At 48.1% G+C, this 17,537-nt stretch carries 19 protein-coding genes and 1 pseudogene; 17 read left to right on the top strand and 3 right to left on the bottom strand.

Annotated features, from left to right (window positions below; genetic code table 11):
- The first annotated feature begins 154 nt into the window (after positions 1–154).
- From GZ78_RS06645 to GZ78_RS06665, 5 genes are all read left to right on the top strand, one after another.
- A complete protein-coding gene (locus GZ78_RS06645; RefSeq protein WP_034833647.1) occupies positions 155–1,306 on the top strand; it encodes an acyl-CoA dehydrogenase family protein in 1,152 nt (383 codons plus the stop codon).
- Between the two features lie 19 nt (positions 1,307–1,325).
- A complete protein-coding gene (locus GZ78_RS06650; RefSeq protein WP_034833649.1) occupies positions 1,326–2,516 on the top strand; it encodes an acyl-CoA dehydrogenase family protein in 1,191 nt (396 codons plus the stop codon).
- A 113-nt stretch (positions 2,517–2,629) separates the two neighbouring features.
- A complete protein-coding gene (locus tag GZ78_RS06655) occupies positions 2,630–3,412 on the top strand; it encodes an SDR family oxidoreductase (RefSeq protein ID WP_051785890.1) in 783 nt (260 codons plus the stop codon).
- 3 nt (positions 3,413–3,415) lie between these two features.
- The gene (locus GZ78_RS06660) at positions 3,416–3,874 is read left to right on the top strand and encodes a MaoC family dehydratase (RefSeq protein WP_034833653.1); all 459 of its coding nucleotides are present in this window, start codon (positions 3,416–3,418) and stop codon (positions 3,872–3,874) included.
- Between the two features lie 25 nt (positions 3,875–3,899).
- The gene (locus GZ78_RS06665; RefSeq protein WP_034833655.1) at positions 3,900–5,102 is read left to right on the top strand and encodes an acetyl-CoA C-acyltransferase; all 1,203 of its coding nucleotides are present in this window, start codon (positions 3,900–3,902) and stop codon (positions 5,100–5,102) included.
- An 81-nt stretch (positions 5,103–5,183) separates the two neighbouring features.
- On the opposite strand, the gene GZ78_RS06670 is transcribed toward GZ78_RS06665, so the two are convergent.
- Entirely contained in the window at positions 5,184–6,503 is a 1,320-nt protein-coding gene (locus GZ78_RS06670; protein WP_152558578.1) for a hypothetical protein, read from the bottom strand.
- A gap of 243 nt (positions 6,504–6,746) precedes the next feature.
- Here GZ78_RS06670 and GZ78_RS06675 point away from each other — a divergent pair, with 243 nt between their 5' ends.
- The 4 genes and pseudogenes from GZ78_RS06675 to GZ78_RS06690 all read left to right on the top strand — a co-directional run bounded on the left by GZ78_RS06675 (position 6,747) and on the right by GZ78_RS06690 (position 9,645).
- Positions 6,747–7,133, top strand: a complete 387-nt coding sequence (locus GZ78_RS06675) for a nuclear transport factor 2 family protein (RefSeq protein ID WP_034833663.1) — start codon at positions 6,747–6,749, stop codon at positions 7,131–7,133.
- Positions 7,130–7,570, top strand: coding sequence for a nuclear transport factor 2 family protein (locus tag GZ78_RS06680; RefSeq protein WP_034833664.1), 441 nt, complete (start codon positions 7,130–7,132; stop codon positions 7,568–7,570). The genes GZ78_RS06675 and GZ78_RS06680 overlap by 4 nt, the downstream gene beginning before the upstream one ends.
- Before the next feature lie 411 nt (positions 7,571–7,981).
- Positions 7,982–8,546: pseudogene (locus GZ78_RS06685) on the top strand (IS607 family transposase).
- Positions 8,524–9,645: an RNA-guided endonuclease InsQ/TnpB family protein gene (locus GZ78_RS06690; protein WP_034833666.1), complete on the top strand. Its 1,122-nt coding sequence runs from the start codon at positions 8,524–8,526 to the stop codon at positions 9,643–9,645. The pseudogene GZ78_RS06685 and the gene GZ78_RS06690 overlap by 23 nt, the downstream one beginning before the upstream one ends.
- 97 nt (positions 9,646–9,742) lie before the next feature.
- Here GZ78_RS06690 and GZ78_RS06695 read toward each other — a convergent pair whose 3' ends face one another.
- Together GZ78_RS06695 and GZ78_RS06700 are read right to left on the bottom strand one after the other, a co-directional pair.
- Entirely contained in the window at positions 9,743–10,228 is a 486-nt protein-coding gene (locus tag GZ78_RS06695; protein WP_034833667.1) for an SRPBCC family protein, read from the bottom strand.
- A 2-nt stretch (positions 10,229–10,230) separates the two neighbouring features.
- On the bottom strand, positions 10,231–11,022 hold the full coding sequence (locus tag GZ78_RS06700) for an SDR family oxidoreductase (RefSeq protein WP_034833669.1): 792 nt from the start codon (positions 11,020–11,022) through the stop codon (positions 10,231–10,233).
- Positions 11,023–11,484: 462 nt separating this feature from the next.
- Between GZ78_RS06700 and GZ78_RS06705 the strand changes: the two genes are divergently transcribed.
- From GZ78_RS06705 to GZ78_RS06730, 8 genes are all read left to right on the top strand, one after another.
- Complete coding sequence (locus GZ78_RS06705) at positions 11,485–12,318, top strand: alpha/beta fold hydrolase (protein WP_034833670.1); 834 nt, start codon at positions 11,485–11,487, stop codon at positions 12,316–12,318.
- 15 nt (positions 12,319–12,333) lie between these two features.
- Positions 12,334–13,131 carry a fumarylacetoacetate hydrolase family protein gene (locus GZ78_RS06710; protein ID WP_034833672.1) on the top strand — a complete coding sequence of 266 codons (798 nt, stop codon included), beginning with the start codon at positions 12,334–12,336 and terminating at the stop codon, positions 13,129–13,131.
- 33 nt (positions 13,132–13,164) lie between these two features.
- A complete protein-coding gene (locus GZ78_RS06715; protein ID WP_034833673.1) occupies positions 13,165–14,079 on the top strand; it encodes an acetaldehyde dehydrogenase (acetylating) in 915 nt (304 codons plus the stop codon).
- Positions 14,080–14,083: 4 nt separating this feature from the next.
- Positions 14,084–15,130, top strand: a complete 1,047-nt coding sequence (dmpG, locus tag GZ78_RS06720; RefSeq protein ID WP_034833674.1) for a 4-hydroxy-2-oxovalerate aldolase — start codon at positions 14,084–14,086, stop codon at positions 15,128–15,130.
- A 153-nt stretch (positions 15,131–15,283) separates the two neighbouring features.
- Positions 15,284–15,847 (top strand): hypothetical protein, encoded by a 564-nt coding sequence (locus GZ78_RS27235; RefSeq protein WP_051785891.1) that lies wholly within the window; start codon positions 15,284–15,286, stop codon positions 15,845–15,847.
- Between the two features lie 4 nt (positions 15,848–15,851).
- Entirely contained in the window at positions 15,852–16,025 is a 174-nt protein-coding gene (locus tag GZ78_RS29340) for a hypothetical protein (protein ID WP_161787322.1), read from the top strand.
- Positions 16,018–16,152 carry a hypothetical protein gene (locus GZ78_RS30625; protein ID WP_269078741.1) on the top strand — a complete coding sequence of 45 codons (135 nt, stop codon included), beginning with the start codon at positions 16,018–16,020 and terminating at the stop codon, positions 16,150–16,152. Before GZ78_RS29340 ends, GZ78_RS30625 begins: the two co-directional genes overlap by 8 nt.
- A 258-nt stretch (positions 16,153–16,410) precedes the next feature.
- Positions 16,411–17,526, top strand: coding sequence for a hypothetical protein (locus GZ78_RS06730; protein ID WP_152558579.1), 1,116 nt, complete (start codon positions 16,411–16,413; stop codon positions 17,524–17,526).
- The last annotated feature ends 11 nt before the right edge of the window (positions 17,527–17,537 follow it).

The raw sequence follows: 17,537 nt of genomic DNA on the forward strand, positions 1-17,537 counted from the left end.
TGTTCTACTGATAGTGCTGTTGGTTCGGGCCATTTTCAAGGGGGCAGATCAAATCGTCCATTCGAACGATTAACGAAAAAGCCTTTCAGGACACAGTATGCCTCAATGAGCGGCGTGTAGCTGCAGAACAAGAATGATAAGGGGGTCGCTGAGGATGGAGTTCGCTTTCACCGATGAACAGGAAATGATCCGGGATTCAGCCGAAAGTTTTCTTCAGGACGTTTCCACATCAGAAGCGGTTCGGTCAGCTATGGTGACCGAAGCGGGTTATGATTCCGAGTTGTGGCAACGTATCTGTTCACAAATGTACTGGCAGGCATTAACCATTCCTGAAGAGTATGGTGGTCTTGGGTTGGGGTATGTAGAGCTGACCATTTTGCTTGAAGAAATGGGGCGGCGTTTACTGTGCTCTCCTTTCTTCTCTACGGTGGGTCTGGGCGTTAATGCACTGCTGGTCGCAGGTAATGAAACCCAGAAGCAGCAATGGCTACCACAGATAGCAGAAGGCTCACTAACGGCCACTCTTGCTTACACATCACGTAACCGCTGGGATGCAAATTCTGTTGATGTTATAGCCCGAGCAGAAGGCGATGGCTATGTACTTTCCGGAACCTACAAGTATGTACCGGATGGCCACACTGCTGATCTTCTTGTGATTGCTGCCCGGAGCCCGGATTCACAAGGGCAGGAAGGTATCAGTCTGTTTGCCTTGCCTGCTCAGGCAGACGGTGTCAGTCGCAAGTGGACACCCACGATGGATCAGACCCGCAAGCAGGCAGAGATCTCTCTGGATAATGTCTTTATCAGTGCGGACTCTCTTCTTGGTAAATCTGGAGAGGCTTGGGCTGACCTGGAAAAAGTTTTGCAACTGGCGGCTATTGCCGTATCGGCTGAACAGTGTGGCGGTGCACGTCAGGCACTGGATCTGACTGTGGACTATACCCAGGAAAGGGTTCAGTTTGGTCGAACCATTGCCAGTTTTCAGGCGATTAAGCATCGTGCTGCAGACATGATGGTTCAGGTTGAGTGTTCTCGCTCGGCTATTTATTACGCAGCCTGCGTTGCCCAGGAAGCTCTTTTCGACGGAGCTGTTGGGGATGAGTTACCCGTCGCCTCTGCTCTGGCAAAAGCTTATTGTTCTGATGCCTTCTTCCATTGCGCCGCTGAATCAATACAGCTGCATGGGGGTGTCGGTTTCACTTGGGAATATGACCCTCATCTCTATTTCAAACGCGCCAAGTCTACGGAGACATTCCTTGGTAACGGTGCGTATCACCGTGAAAAAATTGCTCAAGCCATTCTGTGAGTCTGGAGAGGTATAAAGAATGAAAATCAGCTTCAGTCCTGAAGACGAACAGTTTCGTGAAGAGATTGCCATCTGGTTGAAAGAGAACCTGACCGGTGAGTTTGAGCAGTTACGTCATCGTGGTGGACCCGGTGATGAACATATGTTCCCGGAAGAGCGAAAAGTCTGGGAGCAGCACATGGCCAAGGCGGGTTGGACTTGCCCTGGCTGGCCAGAAGAATACGGCGGTCGTGGCCTTTCCATCAATCAGCAGGTGATCTTCCACGAAGAATATGCCCGTGTGGGTGGTCCCGGTCATATGGGGCACATTGGCGAAGGTCTGGCAGGCCCAACCATCATCGCGTTTGGTACCGAAGAGCAGAAGAAACGTTTCCTTCCCGGCATTGTCGACGGAACAGAATATTGGTGTCAGGGCTATTCCGAACCCAGTGCCGGATCTGACCTGGCAAATGTAAAAACCAAAGCAGTTCTGGATGAATCCAGCGGACAGTGGGTGATAAACGGGCAGAAAGTCTGGACATCCCTGGCCCATGAATCTGACTGGTGTTTTGTGATCGCCCGAACCGAGCCAGGCAGTCAGGGTCATAAAGGCTTGTCTTTCCTGCTGGTGCCCATGGATCAGCCCAATATTGAAGTGCGTCCTATTGAACAGCTGACAGGCACTTCCGAGTTCAACGAAGTCTTTTTTGATGAAGCTGTGACCGATGCTGCCAATATTGTTGGCAAGCCAGGCGATGGTTGGAAGATTGCCATGGCCTTGTTGGGTTTTGAGCGAGGCGTTTCGACTCTGGGTCAGCAAATGCACTTCCAGAATGAACTCGATGAAGTGATTAAAGAAGCTCAGAAAAGCGGTGCCGCCGAAGATCCGGCTATACGACAGCGCATTGCAGATGCCTGGATGGGCCTGCGCATCATGCGCTACAACTCGTTGAGAATGTTATCCGGTCCTCAGGATGGCAGCCTGCAGAAAGAAGCCATGATTTACAAACTGTACTGGGCGACCTGGCATTCTGATCTGGGCAAACTGGCCATGGATGTCAGAGGTGCTGACTCTGAAGTTCTGCCAGAAGGTCCCTATGAGCTGGATCGGCTTCAGTCCATGTATCTCTTCACTCGTTCTGACACCATCTACGGTGGCACCAATGAGATACAGCGAAACATTATTGCTGAACGAGCCTTGGGCATGCCTAAAGAGCCCAAAGGGCGATAGAAGCAGACAGTTAACGGTTTTAAAAACAATAAAGCAGCCATGGGCGACAGAAATCTTTTTCGTCCCCTTTGGGTGATGAAAAAGTTTGAAAATAAATAAGGAGTGGGTCAGATATGCTGATTCCTGAGTACGTCAAGGGACACAATCTACTGGCAGGCAAGTCAGTTTTGATCACTGCCGCAGCGGGAGCGGGTATCGGCTATGCCGCAGCTATCAAAGCGGCAGAAGAAGGTTGCCGTGATCTGATGATCAGTGATATTCACGATGGCCGTTTAAAAGAAGCTGCTGAAAAGATTAAAGACGAAACCGGATTGGAAAACGTTTATACCCATGTCTGCAATGTCACTGTAGAAGACGATGTTCAGTCATTGATCGCAGCTGCAGAACAACAGCTGTCAGGTGTTGATGTATTGATTAACAACGCCGGACTGGGTGGCTCCAAACTTCTGGTAGAAATGGAAGACAAAGAGTGGAATCGTGTTCTGGATGTCACTCTGACCGGTACCATGCGTATGACCCGGGCTATGTTGCCCAAGATGATGGAGCGTAAGTCCGGAGCCATTGTTAATAATGCTTCTGTTCTTGGCTGGCGTGCCCAGAAAGAGCAGGCTCATTACGCAGCGGCCAAAGCCGGTGTTATGGCGTTGACTCGTTGTTCGGCGGTGGAAGCTGCAGAACATGGTATTCGAATCAATGCCGTCAGCCCCAGTATTGCTCTGCATGACTTCCTCAAAAAGTCGGCTCCTCAGGACTTGCTCGATCAGCTGGCTTCCCGCGAAGCCTTTGGTCGCGCGGCAGAAGTTTGGGAAATCGCCAACATTATGATGTTCCTGGCCAGTGATTACAGTTCTTACCTGGCCGGTGAAGTGATTTCCGCCAGCAGTCAGAGGGCGTAAAGCATGACTACCGTATTTAAGTCGCCTCTGGATATGAAGGACAAAGTGGGTGAAGTCCTGGGAACCAGTGACTGGTTGAAGATCGATCAGGAGCGTATCAATCTGTTTGCTGAAGCCACGGGTGATCATCAGTGGATTCATGTTGATCCGGTAAAGGCGAAAGATGGTCCTTTTGGAACCTGTATAGCTCATGGATACCTGACCCTGTCTCTGGTAAATCTGTTTCTGCCAGACATTGTTGATGTCCAGGGGATCAAGATGGGGGTCAACTATGGCTGTGACAAAGTGCGTTTTCCTAACACAGTAAAAGTCGGTTCTCGTGTGCGTGGTGTCGGAGAGCTGGTGCAGGTAGAAGAAGTTAAAGGTGGCATTCAGTCTACTGTGCGAGTCACTGTAGAAGTAGAAGGTGAAGATCGCCCAGCCTGCGTCGTGGATACCATTTCTCGTTACTACCCAGAATAACAACCATTACGTCAAGGAACCTGATATGAAAGAAGCCGTAATTGTATCCACAGCTCGTACTGCCATAGGCAAAGCTTTTCGTGGAGCTTTCAATGACACCGAAGCGCCAGCGATGGGTGGACATGTTGTCAGGGAAGCCGTTGAAAGAGCAGGTATTGAGCCTGGTGAAGTCGATGATGTTTTGATGGGAGCTGCTGCCCAGCAGGGCACCCAGTCTTATAACCTTGGTCGTCTTTGTGCCGTGGCGGGTGGACTGCCGGACTCCGTTTCAGGCATGGCTATGGAGCGTCAATGTTCTTCAGGTTTGATGACCATTGCCACTGCCGCCAAAAGCATCATGTGTGACGAGATTGATGTGGCAGTAGCAGGTGGTCTTGAGTCTATTTCTCTGGTACAGAACAAGTACAAGAATGTCCATCGCAACCAGTCCAAGCTGGTGCTGGAGCAAGACGCTACCGCTTATATCCCAATGATTGAGACCGGTGAGATTGTTGCTGATCGTTATGGGATCTCCCGCGAAGCTCAGGACGAATACAGCTATCAGAGCCAGATGCGAACAGCCCAGGCTCAGCGTGATGGCCTGTTCGACAAGGAAATTGTTCCCATGACCACCACCAAAGCGGTGTTCAACAGGGAAACCAAAGAAACTACTTTTGAGCAGGTGACTCTCGGGGCTGACGAATGCAATCGTCCCAGCACAACACTGGAAAGCCTGAGTGGTCTGCAGCCAGTCTTTAAAGAGGGACAGTGGGTCAAAGAAGGTCGTTTCATTACGGCGGGTAATGCTTCCCAGCTGTCTGATGGTGCTTCTGCTTCGGTTCTGATGAGCAGTACTCTGGCGGAACAGAAAGGTCTGAACCCGCTGGGTATTTATCGCGGTCTGGCCGTAGCCGGTTGCAGTGCTGATGAAATGGGCATTGGTCCGGTATTTGCTATTCCCAAGCTGCTGAAGCGTCATGGTCTGAAAATGGACGACATTGGTTTATGGGAACTGAACGAGGCTTTTGCTTCTCAGGTTCTGTACTGTCAGGACAAACTGGGTATTCCCAGTGAAAATCTGAACGTCAATGGTGGTGCTATCTCTATTGGCCATCCCTTCGGTATGTCAGGTGCCCGTATGGTGGGTCATGCGCTGCTGGAAGGTAAGCGTCGTGGTGTGAAATACGTTGTCGTCACCATGTGTGTGGGTGGTGGTATGGGGGCTGCAGGACTGTTTGAAGTCGTGTGACCCCTTATCGTTCCAGTGAGCCTGCATCAATCAAATGATGCAGGCTTTTTTTTTTTTATGAACTCGATATTCCGGTGATGTTCACAATTCCGACGTCTCTTCTGCCGTTTCATCTGCAGCTTCATTGATAATATCTCCCATACCCAGTGTCATTGAGTGAAGACGATTCAGGTTGACTCTCGACGGTGGCTTGTTTTGTGGAAGAGTAATGAGGCTTTGGGATATTTGTCGGTATTGCTGATTCAGCATAACGCTCTGAAACTGTAGATCAATTCTACTAGCAGTCATTCGGCTCAATTCGCCCCTGATCGATGCCAGCTGTTTATCCAGATCTTCGGTGCTAGCGGGTCTTCTGCTGAGATCGTTGGCGGATTGTGCTCGCCTGCCTAGACTGGGAAATTTTCTTCGGTTATCAGAAGTGTCTGACGTTCTGCTGCTATCCGATTCTTGCCATGAAAGTTTTACCGGTACATGAACAGGTGTCGTATCTGCGTTTTTCTCTCTTCTTAATCGTTCCTCTATACGCCATTGACGATTCTCGTCATCATCACCTCCTCCTGACCCTCCACAGCAGAATAGAAATCGCAGGCAGGAAGCTATTGAGGATCGGCGACGGTCACTGGCATTCGAGCTACTGGTTGAATCTTGCGATGAGGTCGTACTGCTGGTCTTTGAACCTCCTGTGCAGGAATAAGGTGTAGAGTGACTGATACTCCACAGAACGTCTGTTAGCACCAAATTTTCTGGATTACTGCCCACATAGCTGACTTCAGAGATAATAGGTGTACCGGGCGTTTCTACAAAAACGATGTTGCTCAAGGCAGCCTTTCCAGAAAACTCTATAAGAGAGGAGCCTTGAAAGTTTTTAGAGGGCCTGATCATGGGGAAACCGGCTGAGTTTAATGGGGCGGTAACAGGCAGGGTTGTCTTGTGGTCGGGTTTGAGGAAATGATGATTTTCATCAGCACTGACCATGAAGTACGACGGAAGGAACAATACCTCTCCCGTTGCTGAAAAACCAGAAGATGTATCGTCAATACCAAGAAGAAGGTGGTTATTGATTTGCAAGGGTTCACTCAGAATCGCTTCTCCGGAAAAAAATATTGTACATCGGTAGCCCGTCTCATTGGCTTCTCTGATCGCTTTAGGCAGAGCATCCGATCTGGCTGTAATCAGACAGGCTGGAGGATGAGATAGGGGGGTGGATGTACTCGTGTATCCATTCTCCGTTAAGTTCACTTTGTTGTTACTGACTTCCTGCATGAAGTTTGTCAGAAAGCGAGAACCGAACATGAGTGAGGCGGGAATAGACAATAGAGAATCTGCTTGTGATGACTGACTGGCTGTAACAGCTATCAGAAATACCAGCGGCAGTGTAAGAAAATGGTTGCTTGAGTTCATGTTGTTATGAATGGTTGTTCAAAATAAATATGAACTAATAATAGATACTTATTGAAATGCAGTGAGATAAAAGATTAAAAAATAATCATACGCCACATTCATTCATTCATTCATTCATTCATTCATTCATTATTTATTTGTTGGTGTCAGGATCGATTTTTTACAGCAGTTGCAATAAACTGGAATTTCATTCCGGGCCTTGTCGCTCAATGCCGAACGATCAACGGGTGGAGAATAAGAACAATGGTAGACACCAAAGTTATAAAGTCAGTTCTTGAAAAGTATGTTGAGCTGGTCGATGTCGGTGATATTGACGGTATTCTTAATTTGTACGACGACAACGCAGTGGTTGAAGACCCGGTTGGCAGTGACCCCCATGTAGGTATCAAGGCTATTGAAGACTTTTACCGAAATGGGCTGGGACAGGCAGAAGCTTCTGCCAATCTGATTGGTCCGGTCAGAACCACCAGTGCCAATGAAGGCGCTATGGCTTTTCAGGTGAAGATCAAAATGGAAGGCATGAATATGTTGATTGATACCCTGGATGTCATGGAGCTGAACGATGATGGAAAGGTTACTTCGATGAAGGCCTACTGGAGCTACGAAGACAACGTGGAGCAGCTGGCATGACTTTGGAAGAAAGAATTCAGCGTCTGGAAGACATCGAAGCCATCCGTCTGCTTAAGCATCGATATCTGAACGCCTGTGACACCAAACAGGTGAAAAGGGTGCGCGACTGTTTTGCCGAAGGGGAAATTCTCATTGATTACGGGCCTGTGGGTGTCTTTCAGGACCGGGATCAGTTTGCAGAACTTTTTCGGGTAATGGCTTGTCATAACCATGTGGTGGATCTCCATCATGGCGCCAATCCGGAAATTAAAGTAGAGGGTGACAGTGCGCTGGCCCGATGGGCGTTGTTTTATTTCAACATTGATGCCCGCTCTGGAGCGACCAAGCAGCTGGGGGGGATTTACGAGGACGAGTACCAGAAAATTGATGGCGAGTGGAAAATCTCGCGCACGACATTTAAGGCCCACTCTTTTCATAATACAGAAAAAGCTGAGTAATCAGTCAGGGATGATGATCACTCGTCATCCCTTTTTCTCTGTCAGCGCAGGTTCCTGACAAATCTTCACCGAAACCCGTCGATAACTATTCTTGGATTTCCATTAAATATCAAGAATATGCCCTCTGGTTCTCAAGGTGTCAGCGTAACCCGAGCCGATATCCGTCAGCAGATGTCTGTAGTGGCCCGTGCCCGTGATAAAAGCCGTGTTTGCGTCAGCCATCCACAGAGGGGTAGAAAATGAAGGGTTCGAAACAGTATTGATTAATCTATGATTATCTACCACAATCTATCATTATGGATAAGAGGTTAGTTAAGATTGGTGAAGCCGCTCGCTTGCTGGGTACTGACCACTCAACATTGAGAAAGTGGATTGAGAAAGTGGATTGAGAAAGTGGATTGAGAAAGTGGATTGAGAAAGTGGGAGAGCACGGGTGAGTTGCTCCCAGCCAGAAAGACCAAAGGCGGTACACGTTATTATGACGTGGCTGAACTCATGGGATTCAGCAACGAAGCTGCACCTACACTTTGCTACTGCCGTGTATCCAGCCACGATCAAAAAGCCGATCTGGATAGACAGCAAGAACTACTGGAGGCTTATTGCTCTGCCAAGGGCTGGCGAACGCAAGTGATCCGTGATCTTGGCTCCGGCATGAACTACCGGAAGAAAGGTCTGAACCAGTTGCTTGAACTGATCATGAAGCGACAAATCAAAAGGCTGGTACTCTCGTAAAAAAGAATCCCACAAGGACAGACTGCTTCGGTTCGGTGCCGAGTGGGTCTTTTCGCTCTGTGACATACAGGGCATTGAAATTATCATCATCCACAAAGGCGACCAGCCATCGTTTGAAGAAGAGCGGGCTAATGATGTGTTGGAAATCATTACCGTGTTTAGTGCGAGGCTCTACGGTAGCCGAAGCAAGAAGCACAAAAGGATGCTGGAGACTCTGAAAGATGTTGCTGGCACACAAGATTGAGCTGAGGCCAACCGAACAACAGGCAGAGTATCTTGATCGAGCTTGCGGCTCACGTCGTCATGCCTTTAACCAATTACTGGCTCACTTCAGCCAGGAAGGCATCAAGTGGTCGAAAAAGGCGGCCAATGAAAAATACAAGGCATTGAGAATAGAGTTTCCCTGGTACGCAGAAGTCAGCCAGCGAGTGACCCGTAATACCGTTGATGATCTGCATAATGCTTTTACCCACTTCTTCCGCCGAGTAAAGAAAGGTGAGAAACCCGGATATCCCAGGTTTAAAAAACGCGGCCTGCATGACAGCTTTGCCTTGCGGGAAAAACCCAAATTTGACGTTGAAGGTCGCACTCTTCGCATAGAAAAGCTGAACACCCGAATCAAGATGCGGGAGGCTCTGCGCTTCACGGGTATACCCTGTCAGGTGACGATCAGCAAACGGGCGGATAAATACTTCGCTTCGATACTTGTGGAGACCCAAGACTACGACCCTAAAGCACAAAGCTCTGAATCCGTCGGCGTTGATTTTGGCATCAAAGATTTGGCTATTTGTTCGAATGGCAAAACCTTTGCTGCTAACCAGAAGTTAAAGCACTCCCTGAAACGTCTGGCTCGCAAACAGCGAGCATTGAGCCGTAAAACGAAAGGCAGTAACCGCCGTGCGAAAGCCAAGCAAGCGGTTGCCAAACTTCACTATCGCATCAGCAACCAACGTCTAGCCATTCTGCATGAGGTCAGTGATTATCTGACGGCAAACTTCAGCGTTATCGCTATTGAAGACCTGAATGTACGTGGCATGACGAAGAACCACAAACTGGCCCGGGCTGTGAACGACGCAGGTTTCGGAATGTTGCGCCAGTTCATTGAATACAAGGCCGAATTACGGCAGCGCGAAGTGGTCATTGCTGACAGGTTCTTCCCGTCCAGCAAGACATGCAGTGCCTGTGGCAATAAAAATGATGCTGTGGTTCTTGGTGTCCAGTGGTGGGACTGCCCAAGCTGTAAAGCCCACCATAACCGAGACTTCAACGCCTCAGTTAATTTAGATAGATATGGTCGAGACACGTTACAGCTCGACCTTAAACCCTACACAAGAGTGGCGTAAGACATACTTCGGTATGCAGCCGTGTTGACGGTGTAGATAAACCCAGATAATCAGTGATTGTCGTAGGTTTTTAGTAGCGGTTAAGCTCTTCGTTGCATCAATGGCTGTTCATGACCGGATTCGCAGACTTTCCTGTCTCATAGAAAGATTTAAGGTTGCCAGCAATCTTTTTCACCATACCTTTGACAATTAATCTGAACAGTAGCCGATCCATCAGCTTGCCAAAAAGTCCTCCACCCAGTTCATAGGTCATGGTAGTGGTCAGTTCAGTCTGCTCGCCTACGGCTTTTATCTTGTATCGAAAGTTAGCTTCTTTAAAAGGAGGCGCTACTTTGTCACCTTTATGCAGGCGCATGATGAATCCTTGCTGTTCCTGCCAGTGGATAATGGTTTCATCCAGGTATTGACCATTCTTTTGATAAACCCTTCGACTGGCTCCAACGCCTTCTGAGGGGCCTTCATGTATTTCGCAATGGGTCAGATTAGGCACATAATTAGGTGACAATGTATAGTCTTTCAACTTGTCCCAGGATTGCTCCAGAGACAGATTGATGATGACCTGAGCACTGATTTCTGAACTCATTTTCAGCTCTCCGTCTTCTGGTTATGTAGAGAGGCGGCATCAAGAAAGGCTGGACGCTCACCACCACCATGAACAGTGATATCAGCACCACTGACGTAAGATGAAAGTGAAGACGCCAGATATAGGCAGGTGTCGCCTATGTCAGAAGGATTAGCCAGTCGTTGCAGGGGAACGGTTGAAGAAACACTGGCAATGCCTTCATCATCACCGTAGTGAAGGTGAGACTGTTCTGTCAGGATCATTCCGGCAATGACAGCATTGACGCGGACTTTTGGTGCCCATTCCACGGCAAGCGATGTCGTGAGATTCAGAAGACCGGCTTTGGCCGCACCATAAGCAGCTGTTCCCGGAGAAGGACGCTTGGCACTGACACTGCAAATATTGATGATTGAACCGCCTTCTTCCTGCTTTTGCATAACTGTGTTGGCGATTTGGCACAGGTTGAGAGGTGCAATCAGGTTCAGACGAAGAATGGCTTCAGAAAATCGGGGAGAAACGGTAGCTGCATCGGCATGAGGGGCTCCACCGGCATTGTTGACCAGAATGTCCAGACGGCCAAAACGTTCTACAGTAGCATCGACCAGTTGCTGCGCCTGCTCAATATCGCGGACATCGCAGGAAAAAAACACGGCTTTCCTGCTATCATGCTCTGGCATGTTTTCCGGTTCACTGCGACCACAGATCACCACATTGGCACCTTGCTCAAGAAAACGTTCGGTAATTCCCTTGCCAGCGCCCTTGCCACCCCCGGTTACCAGCACCACTTTGCCTGTGAAGTCCAATGGGTTCTGCATTTTCGCCTCTTGTTCTGGTTATTATGAAGAATCTTTCAACACATGGGGTGAAGAAAAACTGTTTCAGCCGCTCTGGGCTTTTTTCATGGCTTTTTTTTCATGGCTTTTCATGGCTTTAATGAGGCGATGTTACCCACTGCCTGGAAAGCTGTATTAGTTCATGTGGACGATTTAGGGCGATGACTCTGAGAGGCAGCCACTGAAAAAAGACTTTTTTGTTGATTTAAGTTGATCGAGTCTGTTGTTCGATGTGACTGACAAGTTACCGCCACCGAATATGTATTCTATTGTGAGCGATTATATCGACTTAGCCAGTTTGAGTTCAGAGCGCATGGTGCTTAGTCCACACAGACGATGATTGCTATTGCAGGCATTGAAAAAATCTCTTGCTAAGAAAAACCGTTCAGTGAATCCATTTCATCTCTATTCGCTGGCAGGTTGTCATCATCAGGAGATCAGATAATGAGCAGGATTCCAGAAGCAGATTATGTTCAGGTGGAGAGTGCACAGCTGAGCGGTGGGTTGACCCTTCATTATCAGGAAGCGGGTGTAGGGCCGACAGTGTTGTTTATTCACGGCAGTGGTCCCGGGGCCAGTGGGTACAGTAATTTCAAAGGGAACTATCCGGTTTTTGCTGAAGCTGGCTATCGCGCTATTGTTCCGGACCTGCCTGGCTATGGCTTGAGTGATAAGCCTGACACTGAATATACATTGGACTTCTTTGTTGACGCCATGGTGGGCCTGGTCGACAAGTTAGGCATCGAAAAAGTAACACTGGTCGGTAACTCCCTGGGGGGGGCAATCGCCATCAAGATGGCCCTGGATAAGCCAGAGCTGGTGGAAAAGCTGATTCTTATGGCGCCTGGTGGCCTGATGGAGAAAGAGCAGTATTATTTGCAGATGGAAGGCATTCAGAAGATGGGGGCGGCCTTTGCTGCTGGCGAACTGAATGAGCCTGAAGGGATGAAGCGACTGCTGGGTCTTCAGCTGTATAATCCAGACCAGATTACCGATGACATTGTTCACGAACGTGTGGCTGTTGTTCTCAATCAGCCCAAGTGTGTGCTTTCTACCATGCAGGTGCCTGTTCTGACGGAACGCCTGAAAGAATTGCAGTGCCCGATCCTTGGGTTCTGGGGTATGAACGACAAGTTTTGTCCAGTCAGTGGTGCTCAGACCATGATGGAAAACTGCAGCCAGATCCGCTTTAACCTCATGAGTGAATGTGGTCACTGGGTGATGGTAGAGCATCAGGCTCTGTTCAATCGTGAATGTATCCAGTTTATCGAACAATAAAAACGGCGTAGCAAAATGTCTTTCAGTAAAGAAAAAAGAGCGCAGTACGGAGATGAGCTCTACGAAGCTCTTAAAGCCGGTAAAACCATCGATCCTCTGACCGATCGGGAATCGGATATCACCATTGAAGACAGCTACCACATTTCCCTGCACATGGTGGAAAGACGGGTCGCTGCCGGTGACAAGATTGTCGGAAAAAAGATCGGGGTCACCTCCAAAGCAGTGCAGGACATGTTGAATGTGCATCAGCCTGACTTTGGCTTCATCACCCATGAAATGTGGTTTGAAAATGCAGAAACTATCTCTATTTCTGCCAACAAGCTGATCCAGCCCCGGGCGGAAGGGGAAATTGCTTTCAAACTGAAAAAGGATCTGGTGGGGCCAGGCGTCACTGAAAAAGACGTACTGGATGCGACCGAGTGCGTTATGCCCTGCTTTGAAATTGTTGATTCCCGTATTCATAACTGGCAGATCAAGATTCAGGATACTGTGGCAGACAACGCGTCTTGTGGTGTGTTTGTGTTGGGAGAAAATGAGGTTGATCCACGGGAGATTGATCTGCCCAATGCTCAAATGAAAGTTTACAAAAACGGCCAGTTAATCAGTGAAGGTCTGGGCTCTGCTGTGCAGGGCAACCCATTGACTGCTGTGGCATGGCTGGCAAATACCCTGGGTGAATTCGGGATTCCTTTCAAGGCAGGTGAAATCATTCTGTCGGGATCTCTGGTGCCGCTGGAACCAGTTGGACCCGGTGACGTTATGACCCTTGAGGTCGAAGGGTTGGGCACTGCTGCTGTGACCTTCGGATCCTGAGCGAATTATTTTAAGAAAAAGGATAAAGGAAGCATGAGTAAAAAACTCAACGCGGTCATTATCGGTCCCGGTAATATCGGAACCGATCTGTTGATGAAAATGAAGCGCTCAGAGTGGATTGAGCCAGTATGGATGGTGGGTATCGATCCAGATTCAGAAGGTTTGAAGCGTGCCCGTGAAATGGGTATTAAAACCACCGCTGAAGGGGTTGATGGTGTTCTCCCTCACGTTCTGGACGACGACATTCGTATAGCATTTGATGCCACCTCTGCCTACGTTCATGCTGAGAATAGTCGCAAGCTAAACGAAAAAGGTGTGATCATGATTGATCTGACACCTGCCGCTATTGGTCCTTTCTGTGTGCCTCCTGTTAATTTGAAAGAGCACACCACGGACCTGAAAATGAACGTCAACATGGTTACTTGTGGCGGTCAGGCCACTATCCCTATGGTGGCCGCTGTTTCCCGGGTTCAGCCAGTAGAATACGGTGAAATTGTAGCAACAGTTTCTTCACGTTCAGTGGGTCCTGGTACTCGTCAGAATATTGATGAGTTTACCCGTACCACTTCAGGTGCTGTTGAGAAAGTGGGTGGGGCGAAAAAAGGCAAGGCGATTATTATTATCAACCCTGCTGAGCCACCTCTGATCATGCGCGACACCATCCACTGCCTGACTGAAGGTGAGCCGGATATTGAAGCGATCACCCAGTCGGTTCACGACATGGTTGCAGATGTTCAGAAGTATGTTCCTGGCTACAAGCTGGTGAATGGCCCCATTTTTGATGGCCGGAAAGTGTCCGTCTTCATGGAAGTGGAAGGTCTGGGAGATTTCCTGCCCAAGTATGCGGGCAACCTGGACATCATGACCGCTGCAGGCCTGCGTACTGCAGAAATGATTGCCGAAGAAGTAGCAGCAGGTAACACCCACCTGCCAGAGCGGGGAGAATAAGACGATGGATTTGCAAGGTAAAACAGCCCTGAGCGGAATTAAAGTCAAACTGCACGACATGAGTCTGCGTGACGGTATGCACGCCAAGCAGCATCAGATCTCTCTGGACGAAATGGTCAGTATTGCCACTGCGCTGGATGAGGCGGGCATGCCACTGATTGAAGTCACTCACGGTGATGGGTTGGGTGGTTCTTCTCTGAACTACGGCTTTCCTGCTCATACGGATGAAGAGTATCTGAGTGCCGTTATTCCCAAGATGAAGAATGCTAAAATTTCGGCGCTGCAGTTGCCCGGAATCGGTACTCTGGATCACCTGAGAATGGCAAAAGATGTGGGTGTGTCGTGTATTAGGGTAGCGACTCACTGTACAGAAGCCGATGTTTCTGAGCAGCACATTGGCATGTCAGCCAAAATGGAAATGGATACGGTAGGCTTTTTGATGATGGCCCATATGGTCAGCCCGGAGAAAATTCTGGAGCAGGCCAAGCTGATGGAACATTATGGCGCTAACTGTATCTATATGACCGATTCTGCCGGGTACATGCTGCCTGCAGAAGTGACTGAGAAAATTGGACTGCTGCGTTCTGAGTTGAATGCCAACACAGAAATTGGTTTCCACGGTCACCATAACCTGGCGATGGGGATTGCTAACTCTCTGGCGGCGATTGAGGCCGGTGCTGCTCGTATCGATGGTTCCGTAGCAGGCCTGGGCGCCGGGGCGGGTAATACGCCATTGGAAGTGTTTGTGGCTGTACTGGATCGCATGGGTGTAGAGAGCGGTGTTGATCTCTATAAGATCATGGACGTGGCTGAAGATCGGGTAGTTCCCATCATGGATCAGCCCATTCGTCTGGATCGTGATGCCCTGACTCTGGGCTATGCCGGCGTTTATTCTTCCTTCCTGCTGTTCGCCAAACGTGCTGAAGCCAAGTATGGTATCCAGGCTCGTGATATTCTGGTTGAGCTGGGTCGTCGCGGTACTGTGGGTGGGCAGGAAGACATGATCGAAGATTTGGCACTGACCATGGCAAAAGAAAAAGGTCTTATCTAACGGTTGAGTTAACGCTCACTGTTCGCCTGGTTCCCATGCTCCAGCGTGGGAACCCATACGTTATCTCAAGCAATAGTAACTGATTATGTAGGGCGTATGCATTTCCACGCAGAGCGTGGTAATGATTTGATCTTTTGAGAAAGGAGTTTTCGATTGAGTTTTCAACATGGACTAAAAGAAGCTCATGCGAGGTATGAGCAGTTCAGGAGGATCTCCAGAGATGTGACAGCTGAGAGTCTCTCAGATTACTATCAGGACTATTCAAACATCAGGTTAGGTGGCATAGATGACCTAGCGATTGAGGCGTCGGAAGCTTGGTGTGATATGGAATGCTCTAGGCCTCGAGCTGACTGGAGTTGGAAAGAAGCGGCCCAGGCATATCGAAAGAGTTACCCAAAGCGCTTTGAGCTATCGATTTGGTATAATGACAAACTGTGCGGACTTTCCTATGGTAGGCCATCTTTTGGCAAAAGCAGGGTAAGAGTGGAACTCATTGAAGGAGCCCCTAGAGTGGGAAATCCGCTTGGGCCTAGAAGAGTTGTGCCCATTACCATTATGAATGCCACTGCTTATGCGGGAATCCTTGGAGCTAGAGAGCTCCGAATTATGAGGCCTGCCAAACCCCTCATAGGGTACTATGAGAGCCTTGATTTCAAGTATGTCCCATCAACAGGTGAGGAGCACTTCCCGGACTACCTCTACAAGGTTCTAAGGTGATCAAATGAGTAAAGAAACAGGTAAAGCTATGAGTGATCAGGAAAAGCTTCTGCAAGAAAAAGCTCGAAAAGCACTCAAGAAGAACAAGACGCCCATATATAGCCTTGAGGACGAAGGGGGTATAATGGCTGGGCCAGTGAAATCGGAAGATTTAGAGAAGGATCTCGACAATGAGTAACTCAGATAAAGAAGCCAAAGCAAAAGCGCAGAAATCGCTGAGGCTGAACAAAGTAAAAGCTGATGCTATCCCATCAGGCAAAGGCGCGACTAGAGCAACCCGGTCGACTAAAGAAACGAAAAACTGACTACCATGACATTATATTTATAAATAATTTTTACTGAGTTGCAGCCAATTGACCGCAGAATCTGCCTGCAAATTCTGAGCAATTACAGTTAAAGAGGCTGTACGCTTGACTTGACTGAAAATGATATAAAGGCTTTGAAATTTAAGTCGATTTGTTGAAAATCTGAAATATCCAATGCTCTTGTATGAGCTTTGGGTACCAAAGCTGCAAAATAAAGTTTCAGGAAGAAGGTTGCTCGTCAGATACAAGGAGTTGAAAGTGAATAATAAAAAACTGGTCTTTCTAATATTGTGCTCAATCGTTCTTTCGGGCTGCGGAAACAGTACTGTTGAAAGCGTTAAGAGTACTCCTTGGACTGTTGATGGATCGTTTACCACTGATCAAGCGTTATCGAACAGGCCTATATGCGTATCTACAGAATGGAAGGTCTTTGAAGATGCACGAGGACGGATGGTTGTTGAGTACCAGTGTGAATTAACAGGGGAGGGCGAATATTATCAAACCATTTTTAAAAAGTGGTTTGATAAATATGGTAGTTATGAAGAGAGGGTTGCAAAAACAAAAGGCAGATTGGAAGAAAAAATCAAAGATAAAGCAAATTACATAAAGTCGAGCGAACAGTATTTAGAGCAGAAACTTGTTGAGCTGTCCGAATGGTCGAAGCCTAGTGAAGAAAAGCTGAGCCATCTTCAATCAAGACTGTCCTCTATCAGAGAAGATTCACTTCCGAAAATCCATAGACCAGGCCTCAATGAAGAGACTATTGACCGCATATCAGGTAGTGTTGAGCGCTTGAGAATCACACCGATGTTTTTAGCTAACCTTCCGAATGTTGATATAGAGCAAATTAGTATCAGGCGGGACGATCAGGCAGTCTACACTATTGCCAACAGTCTGGTAGCACAACTGGATTACGATTTTAGTCAGGATAAATATGGAACTGAAAAAAGAGTTGCCAGAAATTTTATTCAGCAATGGATATGGCACTCCGTGGCGATGCAAAAGAGCAAGATCGAGATGGATCGGGAAGTAGCGCGTGTGAAAAACAGTATCAATAAAGACAAAGATGAACTCAGAGAATTAAAGGAAACACTACCTGACAGACTGGCTAAGGAGGGTGAGGTTATAAGGAATTATATAGAGATACATAGGGGGTTGTATGACATAACGAAGGTCTCCGAGATATATCAATGGTCTGTATCAGAAGATAATCTAACAAGGTTGATATTCTCTGGAGTGGTAAAGGAATTGTATGATGGTTCAGTCAGGCAGGAAGTGTATTACAAACCGAACAAAGCGATGGTTGATGTTCTCAATGAAAACCTCCTCTCTTATAAGGATATAGTTAGACGAAACCCTACGCACAAGCTTTAATAGGATCTAGG

Source organism: Endozoicomonas numazuensis, from assembly GCF_000722635.1.
GTDB lineage: Bacteria > Pseudomonadota > Gammaproteobacteria > Pseudomonadales > Endozoicomonadaceae > Endozoicomonas_A > Endozoicomonas_A numazuensis.